At 41.2% G+C, this 21,652-nt stretch carries 17 protein-coding genes; 4 read left to right on the plus strand and 13 right to left on the minus strand.

Annotated features, from left to right (window positions below; all coding sequences use genetic code 11):
* Window positions 1-778: 778 nt before the first annotated feature.
* The 3 genes from V7Q33_RS20755 to V7Q33_RS20765 form a co-directional block, all read right to left on the minus strand.
* Window positions 779-1,228, minus strand: a complete 450-nt coding sequence (locus tag V7Q33_RS20755; protein ID WP_333821126.1) for a hypothetical protein — start codon at window positions 1,226-1,228, stop codon at window positions 779-781.
* A gap of 147 nt (window positions 1,229-1,375) precedes the next feature.
* Entirely contained in the window at window positions 1,376-1,933 is a 558-nt protein-coding gene (locus V7Q33_RS20760; protein ID WP_333821127.1) for a hypothetical protein, read from the minus strand.
* Window positions 1,934-2,032: 99 nt separating this feature from the next.
* Window positions 2,033-2,731 carry a hypothetical protein gene (locus V7Q33_RS20765; RefSeq protein ID WP_333821128.1) on the minus strand — a complete coding sequence of 233 codons (699 nt, stop codon included), beginning with the start codon at window positions 2,729-2,731 and terminating at the stop codon, window positions 2,033-2,035.
* A gap of 343 nt (window positions 2,732-3,074) precedes the next feature.
* Between V7Q33_RS20765 and V7Q33_RS20770 the strand changes: the two genes are divergently transcribed.
* The 3 genes from V7Q33_RS20770 to V7Q33_RS20780 all read left to right on the plus strand — a co-directional run bounded on the left by V7Q33_RS20770 (window position 3,075) and on the right by V7Q33_RS20780 (window position 4,752).
* The gene (locus V7Q33_RS20770; protein WP_333821129.1) at window positions 3,075-3,356 is read left to right on the plus strand and encodes a hypothetical protein; all 282 of its coding nucleotides are present in this window, start codon (window positions 3,075-3,077) and stop codon (window positions 3,354-3,356) included.
* Between the two features lie 346 nt (window positions 3,357-3,702).
* Window positions 3,703-4,050, plus strand: coding sequence for a hypothetical protein (locus V7Q33_RS20775; protein ID WP_333821130.1), 348 nt, complete (start codon window positions 3,703-3,705; stop codon window positions 4,048-4,050).
* A 39-nt stretch (window positions 4,051-4,089) separates the two neighbouring features.
* On the plus strand, window positions 4,090-4,752 hold the full coding sequence (locus tag V7Q33_RS20780) for a hypothetical protein (protein ID WP_333821131.1): 663 nt from the start codon (window positions 4,090-4,092) through the stop codon (window positions 4,750-4,752).
* Between the two features lie 180 nt (window positions 4,753-4,932).
* Here V7Q33_RS20780 and V7Q33_RS20785 read toward each other — a convergent pair whose 3' ends face one another.
* The 8 genes from V7Q33_RS20785 to V7Q33_RS20820 form a co-directional block, all read right to left on the minus strand.
* Window positions 4,933-5,964 (minus strand): protein-glutamate methylesterase/protein-glutamine glutaminase, encoded by a 1,032-nt coding sequence (locus tag V7Q33_RS20785; protein ID WP_333821132.1) that lies wholly within the window; start codon window positions 5,962-5,964, stop codon window positions 4,933-4,935.
* A 138-nt stretch (window positions 5,965-6,102) separates the two neighbouring features.
* The gene (locus V7Q33_RS20790) at window positions 6,103-6,930 is read right to left on the minus strand and encodes a CheR family methyltransferase (RefSeq protein ID WP_333821134.1); all 828 of its coding nucleotides are present in this window, start codon (window positions 6,928-6,930) and stop codon (window positions 6,103-6,105) included.
* Window positions 6,931-7,027: 97 nt separating this feature from the next.
* Window positions 7,028-8,674 (minus strand): methyl-accepting chemotaxis protein, encoded by a 1,647-nt coding sequence (locus V7Q33_RS20795; RefSeq protein WP_333821136.1) that lies wholly within the window; start codon window positions 8,672-8,674, stop codon window positions 7,028-7,030.
* Window positions 8,675-8,719: 45 nt separating this feature from the next.
* Window positions 8,720-9,205: a chemotaxis protein CheW gene (locus tag V7Q33_RS20800; protein ID WP_333821137.1), complete on the minus strand. Its 486-nt coding sequence runs from the start codon at window positions 9,203-9,205 to the stop codon at window positions 8,720-8,722.
* Between the two features lie 12 nt (window positions 9,206-9,217).
* Window positions 9,218-11,218 carry a chemotaxis protein CheA gene (locus tag V7Q33_RS20805; RefSeq protein ID WP_333821138.1) on the minus strand — a complete coding sequence of 667 codons (2,001 nt, stop codon included), beginning with the start codon at window positions 11,216-11,218 and terminating at the stop codon, window positions 9,218-9,220.
* A gap of 3 nt (window positions 11,219-11,221) precedes the next feature.
* On the minus strand, window positions 11,222-11,587 hold the full coding sequence (locus V7Q33_RS20810; protein WP_333821139.1) for a response regulator: 366 nt from the start codon (window positions 11,585-11,587) through the stop codon (window positions 11,222-11,224).
* A 5-nt stretch (window positions 11,588-11,592) separates the two neighbouring features.
* Complete coding sequence (locus V7Q33_RS20815) at window positions 11,593-11,883, minus strand: hypothetical protein (RefSeq protein WP_333821140.1); 291 nt, start codon at window positions 11,881-11,883, stop codon at window positions 11,593-11,595.
* A complete protein-coding gene (locus V7Q33_RS20820) occupies window positions 11,880-12,581 on the minus strand; it encodes a hypothetical protein (RefSeq protein WP_333821141.1) in 702 nt (233 codons plus the stop codon). The genes V7Q33_RS20815 and V7Q33_RS20820 overlap by 4 nt, the downstream gene beginning before the upstream one ends.
* A gap of 874 nt (window positions 12,582-13,455) precedes the next feature.
* On the opposite strand from V7Q33_RS20820, the gene V7Q33_RS20825 reads away from it, so the two are divergent.
* Window positions 13,456-16,614 carry an ATP-binding protein gene (locus V7Q33_RS20825; protein ID WP_333821142.1) on the plus strand — a complete coding sequence of 1,053 codons (3,159 nt, stop codon included), beginning with the start codon at window positions 13,456-13,458 and terminating at the stop codon, window positions 16,612-16,614.
* A gap of 64 nt (window positions 16,615-16,678) precedes the next feature.
* Here the strand turns inward: V7Q33_RS20825 and V7Q33_RS20830 are convergent, their stop codons facing one another.
* Entirely contained in the window at window positions 16,679-19,957 is a 3,279-nt protein-coding gene (locus V7Q33_RS20830; protein WP_333821143.1) for a two-component regulator propeller domain-containing protein, read from the minus strand.
* Between the two features lie 229 nt (window positions 19,958-20,186).
* Window positions 20,187-21,446 (minus strand): hypothetical protein, encoded by a 1,260-nt coding sequence (locus V7Q33_RS20835; protein WP_333821144.1) that lies wholly within the window; start codon window positions 21,444-21,446, stop codon window positions 20,187-20,189.
* Window positions 21,447-21,652: the final 206 nt, after the last annotated feature.

Genomic DNA, 21,652 nt, shown 5'->3' on the forward strand with positions numbered 1-21,652 from the left:
CACCCCGACACACAGACAATCAATTGTCAATGAAACCCTTTATATCGTATGATGTAAAGGGTTTTTTATTTTATATAATCCTCGCCGTCTCATTCAATAGAAATATGCCCTGTTGCCATGCTATATTTAGTACACTTGCCAACACAAACTTCGATAAAGGGGGTATAGCCCCGCCCCTATTTATGTGCGCATTACAGTCGGTGCGTACAAAGCATTATACAGACTGTGAGACTGTGATATAGACAACTGGTAATTTTTTTCAGCGTTAAAATCTGCCCGGACGTTATGTCTATTGATTCATAACTTCCTTGAACCAGACGCATGGAGCACACGATTATCAAAAAATAGAAACCTGTATTTTGAAATATAGCCTCCTTTGAATTTAGTTTTTTAAGAATTTGTAGAATCCAGAAGTAATTGTAGTACGGACATGCAATACGTACCTTCGGAAATTTGAGAGCCTGGTTTCAGGATTTTAAACGCCTTCAATATTCAGAGAGATATTGTAAACCCAGCTAAACATCCCAAAATAAAAAAGCCGATAATTTCCCGTCTGGATTTATCGGCTTTACCTAACCTGCCTACCTGTATAGGCTGGAGGTCAAATATACTGTTAGAATGTATATTATTAAAATTTTGATAAGCTCATCCAAAATAAAGTTGATCGTGATGATCATTTATCCGGGTTTTCCCGGACATTCTTCATGAACGTTAATGCATCAAGGCTCGCAGCTAAATCATTTCTCAGGATTAGTCAGCGAACATACCAGAATTATTCTCATATAATCCTGGTATTCAATACCTGTAAACCGGAATCTATTTTGTCGCAATCCTTTTGCAAGTCCTTCCTCAGGTTCATAAACATCATGTGATCTTCCAACTCCAGTTCTCTTTTGTAGAGTCTGTTCGATCTTATAGTGTCATCCTTGATTCTGGTCATATACGCCTTCTCCAGACTATCAATCGTCACCTGTTTTTTTATCAGTTGCTTTCGAAGCGCCTGGATCATTAATGCGTTCGTAATGCTGTCGATTTTGAGTTTTACTTCACGCCTGTAAAATCCGGACATTACCGGACCTTCGCTATCTATGGGCTTTGTTCGTTCTGTAACTATATATTTATAAATCACAATGCCGATTACAATCCAAAATACAGAACAGCAAATGGTAGTAATAAATATAGTTCTGAGATTTACACTGATGTATTCACCAAGTTCTTTGTTATTCATAAGGTTCTTAATTTATCAATTGATTGAAAAGGCAGCGTATGCCAAAGGCATTTAAAAGAAACGGCAGCTCCCGCCCGGAGCCGCCTGTATTCCCACTAAAAATCTACCAAGGTTGTTTGTATATCAGGTAGAATGCCTTTGATGAAATTATTTTTTACCTGCCAGGTATATACCGACCGCCAGCAAAAGATTCTTGACCGTATTATTCAGATTGTGAAAAATCCAGACGACCAGTATTTCGTTATCTTTCAAGTTCTCAAAAATGTAAGTACTGAAAATAAAGATGAAAAGGTTAAGCCCGTAATAATAGGTTACGGCAGCGTTGACCCAAAAGAACGGAAACTTTGCCAGATCAAAAGCTGGTGATGTGTGCAGCAGGTGATCAAAATATACAAGCGAATATCCCAATGCCAGCACACTATATAACGTGATTACGTAGCTTTGAACTCCGCTTAAACTTTGCTGTGAAAGGCTATCCCATGCAAAAAAACAAATGGTTAGCGCTATGAAACCATAAATTGCAGTTCGCCCGCCACGAAGCAGCCGTGCATAAAGCAAACTTAAAATTACAAAGGTCGCAAGGAAGTATAGATTATTGACGACAAGATTCGATGCCTCATTCTTAATGAAGATATATCCTGTTACATCAGCAATAACACTTACTATCAGCAGAAGCGCGACTAACTGATATTGTCGGGAACGCAAAACATGTTTCCGCTTTAGGAGAAAAAAAATTGGCACAACTATAGAAAAGTAAGATATATAGAGTAGCGCCTTGAAAATAAGAAGCTCCATATCCATTCGTTACTTGGGACAAGCTGGTGGACAGGCCGCTGATGCGTCCTCATATGTAGACTGCGAAGATACTTTTCCAGCGCTGTTGGTTGAATTTGCTACAGCCAGCAGCAATTGAGGGTTATTGTTGTCATCTACTGCAAAGGTGATAACAACATCAGCATTCCCGTTGGCCCACAATCTTTGAAAAGTATTCTGCCCGAAAAAATGCGACTGAACCGGTCCGGTATAATTAGAAATCCAGCTCTTGGCTGTCTTCCATGAAATGTCTCCATTCTGTGTATATACCGTCTTGGACAAAATTATTTTACCATCGCCATCAACACCCATCGGTAACACATGAAGCCGCTTCTGAAAGTCCTGCGCATACGCAAAACTAATGCCTACACATTTCTTGTTACTCAAGATCTCGGCAAGCGCGCCGGCTTTAATATGATAAGTTTCAGATTGACTGGCGTAGTCCTTCACATAGTTATCGATCCAGCGTTCCCCCGTAGTATGCTCTATAGGAGCGCCTACCGACACATTGAAAGGACTTGTACTACTACTACTACTACTGTTACCTGTGCGGGCGGTAGCAGTGGTGCCTGCACTACCGGCAACAGCACTTTGCGAGCTTTCCATGGGAATTACCTGATCACTGCAAGAATACGCTATCGCAACGGCTATCGCCAGTGCGGCTTTTGTCAGCTTTGGTTTAGATGGCATAAGTATTTGGTTTTGGTTTGTTACAATAAAATATACTCTCGCTCACAACGTTTACTTCGACAAGTATATGTCTTTTATGAATGGCAAAATATACCGGATTTATCCGGTATATATACTTTTGCGTCGTGAACACCTATTTACAATGTATGTTATACAATAATTTAATACCACAAAATGATGTATCCACTCAATTTTGCATCCATAAAAAAAAATAATTTTCATTTCCTCTTGCAGATTTTGCCGCATTTGTATGGGTGAAAGAACAGCGGGGTATGATTCAGACACACTTTAATCTATAGCAATCACACGAATTATTGATCTTGCCTTATTAACAATTACTCTAATGAATGCGTCAAAGAACAGCCTCAAGGTCGTGGCTAAAATGGTGATAGAAGAGGGAATAGACATTCGGCTGCTCATCGTCTATATGGAAGAATTACTGGGGCGCCCTTTTAATGAAAATGACTTATTTGAAAGAATGAAGCGCAAAGAGACCCTTAAATTTTTGCACTGCCTCAAGGAAATAGAACATCAATATCCCTGGGCTATCATTACACCGGAAACTCATGCGAAGGCAAATCCAACACTGACGAGTGTAAAGAAACTGCTTCGGTTATTTCATTAGCACTACCTACGAATCACGTATGACAAAATCCGTAAGTATACGTACACGCTGTTTCAATTATTTTAATACTATATATAGGCGGTTGTACCGGTATGATGTAAGAAGAATAATTTTACATCACTTTTCTGAAAGGTCAGAACAGCCTTTATATCTCTGCAATGGCTTGCGGGCACAGTGTCATGGTAAAATTGTACTAAGTGTCATGGTAGTTTTTTACCAGAAAGAATTGTTGTAATGTTTGAGGGAAACTCGATGAAACTTTTGTGACGGGTAAGTATATACTTGTGCGCCTGATCAGGAAACCCTGTGATAAGGCGATTAGTTAATTTAAACCAAACAACTACCAATGGATTACAAACTTAGCCCCGATGTAGGCAAACCGATCTCCAAAGAGACGGCAAACCGATGGATTAAAAACCATGACAAGAAACACCCGGAAAAAGGCAGCATACGTGCCCATTTCTTCGGATCAGACATTATTAATAAGCTCCTGGCACAGGACAAATGTGTAGGGCTGCGGATTTACTATGCTACCAATGACGAAGGCGTAAAACAATTGCTTTTAGTAGGTGCGCGTGAAGATGGAAACAATATTTGGCCCGATGGCCATGGTAGCCAAGACGGACAAGAGGCAACAGCGGGGCTCATTGTTGACGCCTCCAATACATGCCCTCCTTTTTGCCCCAATAATTAAACGTTTTACATGACCAAAAAAAGATTCTCTCGTTAGCTGATGAATTTAGAAACCTTTATAGGGATTCGAAATATATCTTCCCTCTCCGTACTATTGCCATTAGTCTTTTTGGGCATTGCTATCTATAAAAAGAAGCAACCCCATAGCGTATGGCTTTTAGGCCTACTGGTTATAGTTTCCGGTCTGGCCGATCTCATGTGTTTTTTAGGCTATGCGTATCTTCACATCAACCCTAATCCGGTTGTAAGTGTTTACGAGCTCCTTCAATTTCTTATACTAAGTCTTATTTACAGAACAGAATATACACGTAAAGCATTCAGGCGATTAACAGATGTAGCCAGCGTTGCCTTCACCATTTTTGCCATCGTTAATCTCTTGTTCATTCAGGGAATTAATGGATTCAACTCCAATTTATTCACTGTTTCAAGCTTTGTGCTCATTTTCTTTTGCACATTGTACTTCGTGCAGATCATCCAGGAATTACCTGAGCTGTATATTGAAGGTATGCCTATGTTCTGGCTCGGGGCTGGTGTGTTCTTCTACTTCGGTACTAACCTCTTTCTATTTATGACGGTGGATCGCCTGGTTGCTAAGGCAGACGACAATTTCTTACTCTCCTGGGGATTGCATAACGGAAGTAATGCTATAAAGAACCTGTTGTTTGCAGTGGCATTTTTCGTAGCCACTAAAAAAGCAGAATGAGCGATACATCACTAGTTACCCCCTAAATTGTGTTACCAAGTCAAAGGCATTACACAGCATGCTAATCTATACTGCTTATTGAGGCGATTTGTTCATGACCTCAAAAAGTTAACGTTTTGTCAGATGTGCATGCCTTTCTTTTTTTGGGTGTTATTACAGAAAGATGGTGGGAAACCCGCTCTACATTATATGCGAGGCAATCTGATTGAGCGGAAGAACTTTCTCTGCAGCATTAAGTTTAATAGCCTCTTTAGGCATACCGAAAACAACCGATGTCTTTTCGTCTTGTGCAATAGTATACGCGCCGGCCTTCTTCATCTGCAAAAGCCCTTTTGCCCCATCGGCTCCCATGCCTGTCATAATTATGCCAATGGAGTTAGGTCCCGCATATTGTGCAACCGATAAAAAAAGAACATCAATCGAGGGTCGATGCCGATTGACCGGATCACCATCGAATACATGCACGAAATACCTCGTGCCGCTTCGCCTTATTTCCATGTGTTTGTTGCCGGGGGCTATGAGTGCGCGTCCGCGTACAATGCTATCGCCAGGCTCCGCTTCTTTTACTGCTATTTTACAGGCCACATTGAGTCGATCTGCAAATGATTTTGTAAATACTTCGGGCATGTGCTGTACGATAACGATGCCGTGGCAATCCTCCGGCAGAGCCTGAAGAAACTGTAGTAATGCCTCTGTACCTCCGGTAGAGGCGCCCACCGCCACAATTTTGAAGTCAGTTGAAAACTCACTTCTATTTACAGGCGGTTTCACTATATCAACCTTTGCCGGTACTGTTTGTTTTCTCAAAACATTTACTTTCGAAGCCGCGCGTATAACATCGATGATGCGCCATGCAGCACTGTCGAATTGACCATTTTCCAAGGAAGGCTTTTTCAAAACATCGATTGCTCCTAACTGCAGTGCCTCAATAGATATATCTGCATTCTTTTTTGTCAGGCTGGAGATAATAACTACCGGAATAGGGCGCTGAGACATAATTCTTTTGAGGAAAGTGATTCCATCCATTCGTGGCATCTCCACGTCAAGTGTGATAACATCAGGCACTTCCTCCTGAATTTTCTTTACTGCAATAAAGGGGTCGGCAGCTACCGTAACGGTAATATGCCGATCTGTTTGTAGCAGTGATGTAAGTGCCTGTCGCACAATTGCCGAATCATCGACCACCAATACCTTTATAGTATGTATACCCATGAATACGATTAAGCGCAGTGCTAAAATGTGTAATTCAAAATTTGATTTGATTCATTAATCCTGTTTCTATTGGGATGATTTGCCGAACATCAGGACATGTCCTTTTTCAGGCAGCAGTTATTGCTTCGTATACTATAGTCACTCCCGCCTGAAAACTGCAGGCTGAATCTGGCGAAGCGGCAAGTTCATAGAGTAAATGGACTCTGAATGACCAATGAATAAATGTCCTCCAGGCCGTATTTTGTTCGTAAGCTTTTGTAAAACCTTCTCCTGAGTAACGCGATCAAAATAGATTAACAGATTCCTGCAAAAAATCAGATCAAAGTCAGAATCCATTTCAAGCAGATTATCAATTAAATTCAATCTTTTAAACTGCACTTTGGCCCGGAGAAACGGTGCTATTCGTACACATTGTAACGTGCGGTCTTTGCTGCGTAATAAATAGCGTTTACGAACATTTACCGGTATCATGGAAACAGAGCTTTCACTATATATAGCGTTCACTGCTTTTTCTAAAACGCGGGAAGAAATATCGCTGCCTATAATGTTATAGTCGAAGTTATATTTCATAGAGGCATCTTGCAGCACCATGGCTATGGTATAAGGTTCCTCTCCTGTGGAACACGCAGCGCTCCATACTTTAAATACGGTACGTTGCTGTGTTTTTGTTTGTAACCAATGTGGAATGATGCTATCACTCATAAACTGAAAGTGACCGGACTCCCGAAAGAAATCCGTTTTGTTTATGGTGATAGCATCAATCATATTTGCCAGCTCGGTATCCAATCCGGCCGGGCTCATCAGATGGTCAATATAGGTTTCGAACGAACTTATATTTAATGCAACCATCCGCTTACGCAAGCGACTCTCCAGTAGTATCTTTTTCGATGCCAAAAGATTAATGCCGCATTGCCCGTAAATGAAATTGCGAAGAAGTAAAAACTTTTTTTCAGATAGTCTCTCCATTCGATATCAGCTTTATTAATAGCCTGAATACAACACACTATATATTGACGTCCGGCTGTTCTAAAATTGATTCGCTAACGGCTTCCTGTAAAGCAGATTAATACTTTTCGAATTCCGCATCGTGCGCATTATCCAGATTAATTACCGCTCCTGTTTTTGGTTTGAATGGTTTGCTTCCCGCCGAAGTTTTATATGAAATACCATTATTCTTCATCTGAAATCTGGCAACGTTCTTGGATGCTGTGTGATTGCCCAGATGAAAAAAGGAAATGGTTTCGCGAAGCTGTGCTGCCTGCATCGCTAACTCTTCAGAGCTGGCAGCCATCTCTTCTGCCGTGGCGGCATTGTTCTGAATCACTTTATTCAATTCCTGAATGGCGTTGTTTACCTGTCGTGCACCTGAATTTTGTTCTACACTCGATGCACTGATCTCCTGAACAAGCGTTGATGTTTTCTGAATATCAGGAACTATATTCTCCAGTATCTTTCCGGATTTTTCTGAAACAGATACGCTTGACTTTGAGAGCACATCAATTTCGTTTGCCGCCTGCTGGCTCCTTTCTGCAAGCCTTCTTACCTCTGATGCTACAACGGCAAACCCCTTACCATGTTCGCCTGCCCGGGCTGCTTCTACTGCGGCGTTCAACGCCAGTAAATTTGTTTGCCGCGCAATTTCACCTATAATGGATATTTTGTCGGCTATATCTTTCATTGAAGTAACGGTAATATTTACCGATTTACTTCCCTCCTTTATATCATCAGCTGCTTTGGATGCTATTCGCTCGGTTTGCATGGCATTTTCTGTGCTCTGCTGAATATTGGCTGCCATCTGTTCCATAGAAGAGGAAACCTCTTCGGCAGATGCGGCTTGTTCTGAAGCTCCGTCTGACAGTTGTTGTGAAGATGCACTCATCTGTTCGCTGGCAGCAGTAATGCTGTCTGTAGCGCCACTGATAAACGTTATCGTATCCTTCAACTTGTCAACCATAGTTTGTAAATGGCTCAGCAACTGCCCTATCTCATCTTTCTTATTGTTATCTATTTGTACTGTAAGATCGCCATTTGCTACAGCTTTTATAGCCTGGTTTGCCTGTCCCAGAGAGCGCGTAATAGAAACTACTAACCATATAGCTATTGTCATGGTTATTACAAATCCTACGGACGCTGCCGTCACAGAGGTTGTAACAGAATCACCTGCAGCTGTTTCGGCTTCCCTTGTTCTTGCAGTCATTAATGTTTTTTCCACTTTTATTATTTCATTCAATGAAACCCTCAGCTCATCCATATATTTCTTGCCGGTATTCTGCTTTAGCAAATCCAACACGGCACTCATCTCTGCAGTACCATCATTCACTTTTCTTCTCGCAGCTATTTCAACGTTACCTGCTTTTTCGTGCCATTGCGCAGTCAATTCATCCACTCTCTCCAAACGCGCAACCTGCTCAGGGTTGTCGCTGACAAGTGCCTTGGCTTCATCCATCACTTTTTCAAACTTCTTCTTTCCTTCGTTGTAAGGTTCGAGATATTCATCTTCTCCCACCAGCAAAAAGCCTCGTTCACCGGTTTCCATATCGACAAGAAGTTTTCCCAAAAGATTTGCTCTCTCAATTACTTCATGGGTGTGTTCAACCCATTTTGAAGTTTCTATGAGTGAATTGGTGCTGTTCAGTGAAACTACTGTTAAGATCAGAATCATTAACAGCACTACTCCGTTTTTTATAAAAAGTTGAGTACGTATTTTCATAACCAGGTATTAAAATTTTTATTACAGTAATAAGTTAAAGACTCACTAGGCTTTGCTATGTTCATTCAAAATAGATATATCTTCTAAAGACAAAATCTTATTCATATCCAATATCATTATAAAGTCACGCTCAGTTTTGAAAAGTCCCGTGATAAACTCAGATTTATACTTGCCCCCGATATCGGGCGGAAGCTGCACCTGTGTTTCGTCTATTTCAAATACTTCCAGCACCGTGTCTACCAAAGCGCCAACACTTATTGTTTCGTTGCCTAACTGAAGGCTTAGCACCAGGATGCAGGTGTTAACAGTATCTGGTATTTTCTCCATTCCAAACTTGAGGCGCGCGTCAATTACAGGAAGTACATTTCCGCGAAGGTTGATAACTCCCCGCATAAACTCAGGCGTTCCCGGTACTTTTGTAATTTTTGATAGTTCCAGAATCTCTAAAACTTTAGCAACGCTAACCGCAAAAATCTCTTCGTCTAACCGAAAGGTCAGATAGGATTGGTTAACTAGCGGAATTTGTTCCATGGCATATATAGTTTAGGTTTTATTTTTTTCTATCAGTTGTTTTATCAGTTTATCAGGGTCGATCACAAGCGCTACCGACCCATCGCCTAAAATCGTAGCACCGTTAAATTCATGCTGGCCCCGGTATATTTCACCCAATGGCTTCATCACCGCCTGATATTGCCCAACGATGGTATCAACCGTAATAGCCACCGGGAAATCATCGTAGTGAAGGAGTATAATTTGTGTATACGGCTGCTGCCATGTGCCTTCCAGAAAAGCTTCACGAAGATTCAGCAACGGGATAAGTTTACCATCCAGTACAATTTTTTGTACAATGTCCGGTTTAATTCTCTCTGTTTGGATTTCAAAACATTTGTTGACAGAAGCAAGAGGCAATATATAACTGGATGAGGCTATATTTACCAGTAGTCCGTCCATAATGGACAGCGTAAGCGGCAGTTTGATAGTAATGGAAGTGCCTTCACCTTCTCTGCTTTCAAGGGAAACTTCGCCTTGTATGGATTCTATATTTCGCTTCACAATATCCATCCCTACGCCACGCCCGGATATATCCGAAACTTTCTCGGCCATAGAAAAACCGGGCGCAAAAATCAGGTTAAGCAATTCTTTCTCAGAAAGATCATCACTCTCTGCTATTAGCCCTTTATGGAGTGCCTTTGCTTTTATTCCGCCTGTATCAATTCCCCTTCCATCGTCCCTGATCTGAATAAACACGCTTGTGCCTGCATGATACGCTTTCAATACAATTTGTCCTTGCCTGCTCTTTCCCTGTTTAATGCGCTCATCCGGGAACTCAATTCCGTGATCAATACTGTTGCGCAGAATATGCAAAATGGGGTCTGTTATTTTTTCTATAATCGAGCGATCAAGTTCGGTATCACTGCCAATCGCTATAAATTCAATTTCCTTATGAAGATCAATCGACAAATCACGCACGAGCCGCTGAAAGCGTGTCACCAGGGTTTCAATTGGAATAAGACAGATATTGAATGTATTCTCCCGCAAACGCCGGGTGATTTTGTCCATCGTTTCTGCCACGGCCACGAGCTCGCCAATACCATGTTGTGATGCTATAAGCGATAGTCGGGCTTGTGAAATAACCAACTCGCTGATGAGGTTCATCAGTTCATCCAATTTATAGGATGATACACGTATACTGCTTTCCTTGTTTCTATCGCCTGATTGATTTTTCTTTTGCTCTCTCTTGACAGAATCTGCATCATGTTTTTCGGCAAACGAATGTATCTGCTCAAAACCAAGCAGGTTGTATTGCAGCGCTTTTTCTTTCAACTGACTCACAAAGGATGTTGCCGAAAGCAGATTGGATGAGGAAAGCTGGGCTACGGTAACTTTACAATGATCTTCTGCAAAGATAAAAACATCATTTATCTCGGACGGTGGCCTTTCCGTAACAAGAATTACTTCGAATCTGGTATAGCAGGTGTCGGATTGAAACTGATTCAACGTTGGCAGATCATTAAAAGAAGGCATTACCAATGCTTCGCCCAACGCTGCGACATCATCTACCAGGAAAAGCAGATTAGTGCCATTCTTCAGCAGAAGAGGCTGGGGTTCTATAAGAACGTAATACGTAGTTTGTTTTCTCTCTTTTACTGTGCCCGTGAACAGTTCTGTCTCATGGAGGCATTCTTTAACCAGTTGATCAATACGTTGATGATTCTGCTTATTACTTTCCTGATGAAGATGAGGGTCCTGAAGCAACTCCTTCAAATGGTCTACAGCTTCCAGGGTAACTTCCAGTATCCTTTTGGTAGCTTGTATTTTATTGTCTCGTATTCCATCATAAATGGTTTCAAGATCGTGTGTAAGCAAACTGATATTTTCAAAACCAAACATCTTGCCTGCCCCTTTCAGGGTATGCATAACATGGAATATCTCTCTGACTGAATGATCGTTTTGGAGATCAAGTTCAAAATCAAGTAATATTTTTTCCAAACCAAGAATGAGTTCTTTGGCTTCTGCTATAAAAGTCACCTGGAAATTATCCATACTTTATCGTATTAATTTTTGGATAACGGCCAGCAACTTGCTCTGAACAAAAGGTTTCACAACCCAGCCGGTGGCTCCTGCAACTTTAGCTTCCTCTTTTTTTTCCGCCCGCGATTCTGTAGTCAGTAAAAGTATAGGCATACTTTCATAACTCTCTTTTTTCCGAACTTCTCTAACAAGCGCTATACCATCCATCCCGGGCATGTTAAGATCAGTAATTAACAGATCAATACTTTGTCCGGTAAGGTGCCGAAGGGCATCTTCCCCATCCACACTCGTCAAAACATCGTATCCGGCTGACTGCAACGTTGCTTCCAGTAACTTTCGAATGCTATCCGAATCATCCGCTATCAAAATGGTTTTTGCCATATTTCTTATTTAAACAATGCACCGAACCCGGTGCGTTTTATCAACACTTCATCAGCTTCCTGTAGCGAAGCGCTAACGTTTATCGCTTTCTCCTTTTTAAGCGCCATTAGCATCTGCAAAAACGAAAGATCTATACCCGCGGGGCGATCGAGTTGTAATTCGATCGCATCAGCTTCCTGATTGATTTCATTAAAAATTGCAAAGAGTTCTTTGTGGTATTTGAATATGAGCGCGCCCGATAAGACTATATACCGCTTTCCATCTTGCTTTTCTGATTTTACAATTTGAGGTTTCATGCTACGGATGGTGATATATCATTTAAAAAAAGATCAACCGCAGGAACTCCAACAGAAAGGTCCCGCATGCTTTTTACGATATTGGTATACTTCACAAGGGGATCGCGGAGATATTCATCCAACACTAATCTTTCGGCCTCTGATGATGTATAGGACTGTGTCTGGATTTTCTCTTTTGAAATGACGTCTGATGCTGACAGGTTGCTGCATAATTCCAATGCCTTTGTAAATTTCGAATTGATCTCCATTACTTTCTTCGCCAGAAAAAACCTGTAATGCTGAAGTTTATATTGAATCTTGGCAGAAATACAACTCTTCATTTGCAACAACAGTATATTGAGTGTTTCCTCTATGGACTTATTCAAGTCAGCGCAGGCTATTTCAAACTGCAGGTGATTCAATCGGAACAAGGAATATATAACGGGGTCCGATGGACTATTCACCGGCTTTCCGCTACGAGTATCTTTTTGTATGAGGCTATTAACATTTTTAATGTGCTCAAGCTTTTGTTGCAGCAGATCAAATCGTTGAAGATGTTCTATTATCACACCGGTTTCATCTTCCAGCGGAGCGCCCTGCGTATTTAATATTCGTTCAATCAAGATAAAATTTAACCCTGCCACCCTGACTACAGTGGTCAATGACCTGTTTAAGTCATCGATGAGATCATTCAAAACTTCTATTTCAATTTCGTCCATATTGTTAAAATAATTCAGCTGAAATTACGCTATCAAAGGATTTGCATAGACATGTTTCCTCTGACGATATATTTTTCATCTCAATCGTATAAATGACAGAGAGTGAGCAGGAGACTGTTACCAACAAGAACAATAGTGCTATAAAAGTGAATGGACTACTTATACTTTTTAAAATTCCTTGCATGTGGTGGAAGCGATAAGCACTATATTTTATAACAATTGTATTAGAAACCAAGTCCACATTTACAATAAACTGTATACCTGGAATGCTTTGTTCAGTAAGTGTTTCTATATTCTGTATATCTGGATTCTACGCAAGCCATGCAAACCGGAATTTAAGCAAAACGGCTTAATGGTATAGCCGTACGTAAGTTTTTCAGTTGAGTTTAGTGTTATCACCTTTCAACACTGATTATATATACCACATTTAACGTCTACAAAATCAATAAAAACTAATCCAATATTAGGTATTACAAAATACAATAGTTTTTAAGAAATATGTCTGCACGTTTTATTTTCCGGTAATATTTTACCGTTGTTGCGGCAGCGTTCAACGGTATTTCACCTGCCTGTGTGACTTTGTGTATTATCTAGGTAATTATACGGATGTTACCATTAGTATATACTGGAGGTTTCTACGCTTATTTAACCTGACATCGGTACTTATTTACTTTTGCGTTCTTGCATACTATAAATGCTAATCTGTCATGTATTTGGAATGCCGGTTTTAATAGCCTCCTGCATCAAATATCAGAACATTTGTTTTTTCAAATTTCTTCCAACACCTAACGGAGAATATATTCTATCACTGATTTCTATGTTCTATACATGGCAAATTCGAAGGTAAATCCTGAATGCACTTAAAACAAAGACCATGCATCGTTATTTTACAATTACCTGTTTTTTCATTTTAAAATGTTTTATCGCCAGCGGACAACAACCCTTCATTCAGAATTATCCTGTTGAAGTATACCAGGGTGCCAGTCAGAATTGGGGCTTTAAACAAGACACGCAAGGTGTTATTTATGCGGCTAACTCAGAAGGTCTTTTACGATATGACGGCATCCGATGGAATCTGATTTCACTCCCCGGCAAAGCGCCTGTCTATGCGATTGGCATTGACTCTTCCGATAAAATTTATACAGCATCTCCGGGTGATCTCGGTTACTTCACCAGGGGAATTCATGGGAACTACGAATATCAATCTTTACTTTTTAAGCTTTCCGATTCAAGTCGGGAAAACCTGAATATTCTTCAAATCAAAGCCTTTAAGGACAAGGTTTTCTTCTGGTCAAATAATCACATCTATATTTATAGCAACGAAGGGTTTGAAACCCTGAACATTAAAAGCTACGGACTATTTGTAAGCAATAATGAGCTGTATGTTCTAAAAGAAGACAGGTTATTGAAGTATAAGAATCACGGCCTGGAGCCGGATTTTTATTACGGAAAAATGCACATGAAGAAGATTGTAAAGTATTTATCTGACAGTTACTTAATACTCGATAAACAAAATCAGGTCTGGTATATCGATGAAAAGCACAGGCAATCACATATACTCTCGGAGGAGCTCAACCGGAATTTAAAAAATCAGCAGGTCGATAACATGCAAAGCCTGAGCAATGGTAACATTGTGATCCGTATCGGAACGGAAATTCTTTTCTTCAATAGCCACGGGAAATTGCTGAATCGCCTTGAAATTGGCACGCCACCGTATTGGGAGATTCTATTTGAAGACAGACAACATAACCTGTGGATTAATAAAGATTCCAATATCATACAAGTTATAACCAGCTCACCTCTCTCCTGCTATGACAGCAAAAACGGTTTAGAGAGTGTAGTTGTATCGCTCGGGAAAAACGGAAATTATCAGTATGCAGGAACATCCAGCGGCATCCTGTACATGGAAGGTCAAAGCAATTTTAAACAACTTCCCGAAAGCGCTGGTATCACCTGGAATTTTTTCAATTTCCACGATAAGCTTTATGCCTGCAATGAATCCGGTGTATTGAGGCTCGATAAAAAAAATGCAATCAAAATTGTGGAGCATCAATGGGTACTGGCTTTATGTGAATTAAAAAAACACCCGGAATGCATGCTCATGGGTACAACTGACTCACTCTGGCTTCTGCGACAAAAAGGGCAAATGTGGATAAAAAAAGTAATCCACGGATTTAAAGCAGAAGTGCGCCACATAGAAGAGGATGGAGAAGGAAATATCTGGGTTAGCAATCCGGTTGAAGGTGTTTGGAAACTGGCATTGAATGAATCGATGGACTCCGTTATTTCTGCAACGTATTACAGCCAGGCTAATGGGCTACCATCAAACACCAATAACCGGATTTATAGTATAGGAGGACGGGTTGTCGCAGCTACCGCTGACGGAATATACAGCTATAGCCCACGCACGAATCGGTTTGAACCGGACGAAACGTATAGAAGGGCCTTGGGTACAGGAGTATGTATTTACTCCCTTACTGAAAGTGCCGAAGGCGATATATACTTCTGGGCAGCACTGCCCCAGGGGAAAGAAACAGCAGGAGCATTAAAAAAGCAGGCCGATGGCAGCTTCAGACTTTTACTAACGCCATTCAATAAAACAGCCGCTGATTTTAATAACAGACGAGTTGATGTAGATGCACCCTTGCTCGTGACAAACTCGGGAGATGTATGGATCGGAAGCAATCAGAAAATTATCAGTTACAATCCACATCAGGAAGTCTTCTATAATGATCCTGTACAATTATCCATACAGAAGGTTTGGGCCAGCGATTCTTTGATCTATCGGGGTGCATGGAAGGATTCGGTTTATACACTTCCCTTTGCCCTTAATCATTTCAGGTTTGAGTTTCTCTGTTCCTTTTTGGAAGAGAATGAAAAAAATCAGTACCAATACAAAATGGATGGCTTTGAAGATGAATGGTCTGACTGGACATTCGTAAGAGAGGCTTTTTTTACCAATTTACACGAAGGGGATTACACGTTTTATGTGCGGGCAAAAAATATCTATGGCATCATCAGCGAACCGGTTTCTTTTTCTTTCCATATTAATCCGCCGTGGTATAGAACATGGCAGGCCTATATTGCCTATATAGTTATGTCCGTCATGTTTGTTTGCCTGGTGGTGCAGCTTACGATAAGAAGAATAAAAAAACAAAAGGAAGCACTCAAGGTAATTGTCAGAGAGAAAACCAAAGAGCTGGTTAATGCTAACGAAGAACTCCTTGCGCAAAGTAATTTACTGGCAGAACAAAATCATCAGCTCTATGAAGCCAAAATTATAATTGAAAACCAGAACCGGGAGATAAAAAGCAGAAATGAAACACTCGAAGAAGAAGTACACAAAAGAACGAGAGAGCTTGTAGAATACAACCACCAACTCGAAGAATTTGCGTTCGTTACTGCGCATAATCTAAGAGGCCCGGTAGCCAGAATGCTGGGGCTCAAAACCGTTTTAAAAATGACTACTGATACAGAGGAGATAGAAACCATTGCAGAGAAGATGGCCATCACCGCAGAAGAAGTCGATTCGGTGATCAAGGACCTCAATCAGGTTTTGCAAATTAAAAATGCATCCAGTCAACTGGAAAAGCTTGCGCTGGAGAATGGAATCCACAAAGTAATTGCAAGCCTCGAAAAAGAAATTGTTAACGCAGAAGCTATCATTCAAACCGATTTTTCCGAAAGCCAGCAGATCACTACTTCCACAACTTATTTTAACAACATTCTATTCGCTCTGCTAAGCAACAGCATCAAGTTCCGCCATCCGGATCGAAAGCTCACCATTACTATACGTGCTATCAATACGGGCGAGTACCTCTGTCTTATGGTCACTGATAATGGTTTGGGTATCGACCTGCAAAAATGCAAAGACAAGATGTTTACGCTTTATGGAAGATTCCATTTACACATAGAAGGCAAAGGGCTTGGTCTTTACCTGGCCAAAGCCCAGATCCTGGCACTGGGTGGAAGAATTGAAGTTGAAAGCACCCTTGATGCCGGAACCACCTTTAAAGTGTTCTTCAAAAACTAAAATGATATCTCATCGCATTCGTAACGAATATAACTGATATATACTTTGTGGTTTAGATGTAGGCTTAACAAGAGGATCGGAGCCTTTCTTCCAGTTCATTGATTTTCCGTTGGTACTCTGTTTCGCGGCGCCTGAATTCTTCCGTAGTAGCTTCAAGTTTTTCCATGTTTTGTCGCATCCCTTCTTCCTGTGCGTGCATTTGTTCGGTTTGCTCTTTGGATTGTTGTAACAGAAGCATTGTCTTTTGATTCAGCGTGGCAGCAAAAAGATTCAATGCAATAACTTTACAAACTTTATCAAGAAACTGGTTAACCATATCCGAGATGGTACCAAAAAATGCAAGTTCAATAACTCCCACTACTTCACCATCTTCAGTAGGCAGCGGAAGCAGCATTACATGAGCCGGTAATGCTTCACCAAGCCCGGACTTTATCTTGATATAATTGGCTGGTACCTTATCCAGCATTTTTTTCTCTTTGTCCTTATACGTTTCGCCGAGCATGCCGGCACCAACCTCAATGCGTGTTCCCGCTAATTGTTCTTTTGAAATTCCATAGGTAGCAAGCACTTCCAGGTGATCGTCTTCGTCCGTTTCCTTTACGCCAATAGCCAGCAGACCTTGCTGCGCCTGTACATATTTCACAACACACTCCAGGGTTTCTGTACCCAATGCATTGAAGTCGTGTGTGTGTTTACTGATGGTTTCACTAACCAATGCCAGCCCTTGCGTTATCCAGTTGTAAACTTTTTCCCGTTCAGCTTTTTTTACCATCTCCTCATTTTGCTCGCGCAGCTCATGTGTCCGCTCTTCTATAATAGCCGTTAATTCTTCCTGCTGCCGCTTTACCTTCCGCTTTTGATGGCGAATATACCATGCCCCTCCGTAAATAATAATCACGATTATGGCCATCTTAAACCACCAGGTTTTCCAAAATGGCGGAACGATTGTTATACTGACAGAAGCACCTGCCTCGTTCCACACACCATCATTATTGGAGGCTATAACTTTAAAGGTATATTCTCCCGGACTAAGATTGGTATATTCTTTCTTTCGGTCGGTACCTGCATCCACCCAGTCTTCATCGAATCCCTCCATCTTATACCGGTATTTATTCTTTTCCGGCTGGCGAAAATTCAACGCAACAAATTCAAAAGAGAAGATATTTTCGTAATACTGCAGTACAATGTTCTTTGCAAGCGAAATGTGTGTCTTTAGTACCTCGTCTTCACCAATGGGAACTTCCTTGTTGAACAGCTTGAAGCTGCTAATATATACCGGAGGTCTTTTCGTATTTTCTTTAATATTATCAGGCATAAAAATATTGAAGCCATTTGTGCCACCGAACAACAATTCGCCGGTAGCGCGTACCTTGTATGATGCCCAACGGTTGAACTGATCGCCCTGTAAGCCATCACTCTCATTGTAATTTTTAAAGATTTTCTTTTCAGGATTAAAACGACTTAAACCTTTGTTGGTACTGATCCATAGTTGACCGGCAGCATCTTCCTCAATGGCAAGGATCGCATCGTTGGGAAGGCCGTCTTTCTGACGGAATATTGTAAAGCTTTTGCTCTCTTCATTAAATAAGTTCAGACCTGCTCCGTTGGTTCCGGCCCAGATACGTTTTTTGGAATCCTCGAATATACACATTACCGTATTGCTGCTAAGTTGTCCTGCTTCACCATTCGCCCGGTAGTGCGTCCACGTCTCCGTTGCAGGATCGAAAATATCTATACCATTTTGCTCGGTTGCGATAAAGATTCTTCCTTTTGAATCTTCAAGAAGATAACTTATAGGAGAGCCGCTGAACGAATTTTTGTTACCAGGATTTACAGTATAGTTCGTGAAATCATCGGTTGCAGGATTGTATTTACTCAGTCCATTTGCCCAGGTGCCAATCCATACAGTGCCATCCCGTGCAACCAGAATATCGAAGACGTTGTCATCAGTCAGGCTTCGCGGATTTTTGGGATCATGACGATACCTTCTTACTTTTTTGGTCTTTGGATCAAAGTAATTTAACCCTCCAGACCACATTCCAAGCCAAAGGTTTTCTTTCCCGTCTCGCGCAATGGCCAGCAACTTGTTGTTTGTAAACATATTCATGTAGTGCGTAAACACTCCGGTTTTCGGATTGAAATGGTTTAGTCCCCCACCGTCTGTAGTTATCCAGAGGCTTCCGTCTTCAGCTTCTTCAAACCCGGACACATTGTTATGACTCAGACAATTTTGTTGAAAGCTATTGAACTTATAGTGCGCAAAGCCATATTTATCCTTGTCATATATATTGAGGCCGCCGAAACGGGTGCCTACCCACATTCGGTTGTCGCGGTCAAACAGAACTTTGGTTACGGTATTGCTGCTCAGCCCCGCTTCATTGCCCTGCACAAAGGCTATATTTGTGAATGTGCCGCTATTTTTGTCCATCATACATAATCCACCATCGGTAGATACCCAGAGGTTGCCCTCCTTATCTTCAGCTATATGATAGATAAAGTCGTTTGCAATGGAGTTAGGATTTGACGGATCGTGCTTGTATTGTGTAAATGTTTTCTGACCTGCATGCATTTTGATTAATCCATCGTCAATGGTTCCCATCCAGAGGTTTTGGTCCTTATCTTCAAACAACGTCACAATCTTATCGCTGCTGAGCGACATGGGATCGCCCTCAACATGATGAAAATTGGTAAAGGTTTTTCCATCGGGATTCAGCAGGCTCAAACCGCCTCTTGTGCCAATCCATATTCGTTTCTGGCTATCTTCAACTATACATTCGGCATGCTGGTTGGCAATGCTGCTGGGATCACGAGGATCGTGCATAAAGCGCTGCCACTTCCCCGTGGCAGGATCAAAGCGATTGAGACCCTCAAACGTTCCAACCCAAAGCATGTGCTTCGAATCAAAAAGAATGTGTTCAATGTTATCACTGCTTAGTGAATTCGAATTTCGCGGGTTGTTCAAAAATCGCTCAAACCGGTTCTCCGCCCGGATGTAATGATTGAGTCCACTATGTGTGCCAATCCATACATCGCCATGCTGATCTTCGGCAAAGCAGTCTACATAGTTTCCGCTTATGGATAGTGAATCGGCAGGATTGGTCCTGAAAATGGTGAAATCATAGGCGTTGTAAATATTCAACCCGTCTTCTGTTGCCACCCAGATGAACCCGAGCCTGTCCTGGTGGATGTCCCAAACATTGTTTTGAGAGAGGTGTTCTTTTACAGTAAGGTGATCAAATCGTATACTTTGAGCGATAGCTTTCGAAAAAGAAATACCTAAAAGTACGCTAATGATGCAATACTTAATCCCTCTTTGAATTGAAGTTATATACAGAGCTTTCATGCTATGGAAATAACAATCAACTAACAACAATTCGAATTTACTTATTGGTGAAATTAAGGGAGATGCTTACATAGGTTTTATATATTGAAAGTGATTAAATTCTTATATGCTTAAAACAAGACTTATTTCAATCAAAATTTCTGCCATTCGGTATAGCGGATAAATGCCCGGAACCATTAAGTTTCCCCTATTCCACCCTCTGCAGGAACCTCACGACAGCGCAGTATATCTAAAAGTGATAATTCAGCCCCATGAAAAGAGTTGTCAGATTGTTACTAAATGACTCGGATATGTCACTCAAATTTACGACCGGTATATATCCGCCTCCGATTTCATAATGCTTGTGCAGCAGGCATGAAACCCGGATGGGAATTGACAACCAAAATTTCGACATCGCTGGCTCAGATCCCTGAACGCTCCGAGAACCAGTATAACCTGTCGTGAAAGTATACCTGGAATTTTTATACCAAGCCGCATTGGCCCGCAACCCGGCTCCTCCGCGAATTTTCAAATTGGGCATGCTATAGAAATTATATAGCAGATTTAAACCCAGCGATGTTGTAGTTTGTGTAAAAGAATAATTTATAACTGCCGGGACACTCAGACGCTTGCTTGTTGCAGTAGATTGCAGCGAAGCCTTGCTGAAAAGCATATCCACGCGAAAAAAAAGCCTGCCGGTTTGCGGCCTCAAGGCTATATCATAACCAGAAAAGACATACGGATTGTACGTTGTCTTTTTTACTGTATTGAGCGAAATGCCGGAAACTCCGCTACCCAGTATAAGTACGTTGCGATTTACGCCCGCACCTATAAAAAAGCCGGTACTCTGCTTCTCCACAACAGGCTCCTCCGGCGATGTATCCCGGCTTTCATTACCATTTATCTTCTGAACGATATCTATCAGATATGCCTCTGAATACCCAGCATGCTTGATTTTAGTCTCCAGCTTCTTTGAAAGCGCCTGATTGTTGCGGGCACATTGCATTAATTGATTTTTATACCCCTCTCGCACGCTAACCAGTCCCCCATTTCGGAAAACATCATAGTATAACTCTTCCGGTATAGTTTGACCGGGCATCAGATAGTAAAAACGAGGCTTTAATTGATCGCGGTATAAAAACAGCTTTACCTTGTCTCCATCCGATAAGACTTTCAACAATACTGTATCCGAAATATTAGGATTTCGAGCCGCTCGTAAATTTCTGTTCAAAGTGACTTCATTCATACTGATCGACACAACAAAGCGCTGGTAACTACAAAAACCAGGCGCTTTGAAATACTGAAGCTGGCGCGTAGTAAAAATTTGCGTGGGCCCATCCACTGTTTTTCTAAAGTCAATTGCCGTAGGACTTCGCTCCCATTCGCGAACATTGATATATCCCTGAATGGTATCGTTATCGGTGATAATAAAACCTTTTTGATAATTACTTTGAGCAAAAACAGATGCAATCGTTGCAGCACAGAACAGGCAGGTAAAAATAAACTTCATGGTATAGTTAGGTATTGTATTTATATCAGGATGAGCTCGCGGTGGGTCTAAAGGGGCTCCAATCTAACGAAGGCGGTATTAAAGAGAAATCTTAAATATGTATTTGTATGTGTTTTCCGGCCGTAAAGTTAAGCAGTATTTTTTTATTTACAGCAAACTATATTTGTTCATTTCGCTTTGCATCAACAAGATAAAGCGAGTTGAAT

Origin of the sequence: Ohtaekwangia sp. (assembly GCF_036786105.1) — a bacterium.
GTDB lineage: Bacteria > Bacteroidota > Bacteroidia > Cytophagales > Cyclobacteriaceae > Ohtaekwangia.

Bases quoted from the DNA above. Each gene is read 5' to 3' on its own strand.
- V7Q33_RS20755 (WP_333821126.1), bottom strand. From the start codon at position 1,228: ATGAATAACAAAGAACTTGGTGAATACATCAGTGTAAATCTCAGAACT.
- V7Q33_RS20765 (WP_333821128.1), bottom strand. From the start codon at position 2,731: ATGCCATCTAAACCAAAGCTGACAAAAGCCGCACTGGCGATAGCCGTT.
- V7Q33_RS20770 (WP_333821129.1), top strand. From the start codon at position 3,075: ATGAATGCGTCAAAGAACAGCCTCAAGGTCGTGGCTAAAATGGTGATA.
- V7Q33_RS20775 (WP_333821130.1), top strand. From the start codon at position 3,703: ATGGATTACAAACTTAGCCCCGATGTAGGCAAACCGATCTCCAAAGAG.
- V7Q33_RS20780 (WP_333821131.1), top strand. From the start codon at position 4,090: ATGAATTTAGAAACCTTTATAGGGATTCGAAATATATCTTCCCTCTCC.
- V7Q33_RS20785 (WP_333821132.1), bottom strand. From the start codon at position 5,964: ATGGGTATACATACTATAAAGGTATTGGTGGTCGATGATTCGGCAATT.
- V7Q33_RS20790 (WP_333821134.1), bottom strand. From the start codon at position 6,930: ATGGAGAGACTATCTGAAAAAAAGTTTTTACTTCTTCGCAATTTCATT.
- V7Q33_RS20795 (WP_333821136.1), bottom strand. From the start codon at position 8,674: ATGAAAATACGTACTCAACTTTTTATAAAAAACGGAGTAGTGCTGTTA.
- V7Q33_RS20800 (WP_333821137.1), bottom strand. From the start codon at position 9,205: ATGGAACAAATTCCGCTAGTTAACCAATCCTATCTGACCTTTCGGTTA.
- V7Q33_RS20805 (WP_333821138.1), bottom strand. From the start codon at position 11,218: ATGGATAATTTCCAGGTGACTTTTATAGCAGAAGCCAAAGAACTCATT.
- V7Q33_RS20810 (WP_333821139.1), bottom strand. From the start codon at position 11,587: ATGGCAAAAACCATTTTGATAGCGGATGATTCGGATAGCATTCGAAAG.
- V7Q33_RS20815 (WP_333821140.1), bottom strand. From the start codon at position 11,883: ATGAAACCTCAAATTGTAAAATCAGAAAAGCAAGATGGAAAGCGGTAT.
- V7Q33_RS20820 (WP_333821141.1), bottom strand. From the start codon at position 12,581: ATGGACGAAATTGAAATAGAAGTTTTGAATGATCTCATCGATGACTTA.
- V7Q33_RS20825 (WP_333821142.1), top strand. From the start codon at position 13,456: ATGCATCGTTATTTTACAATTACCTGTTTTTTCATTTTAAAATGTTTT.
- V7Q33_RS20830 (WP_333821143.1), bottom strand. From the start codon at position 19,957: ATGAAAGCTCTGTATATAACTTCAATTCAAAGAGGGATTAAGTATTGC.
- V7Q33_RS20835 (WP_333821144.1), bottom strand. From the start codon at position 21,446: ATGAAGTTTATTTTTACCTGCCTGTTCTGTGCTGCAACGATTGCATCT.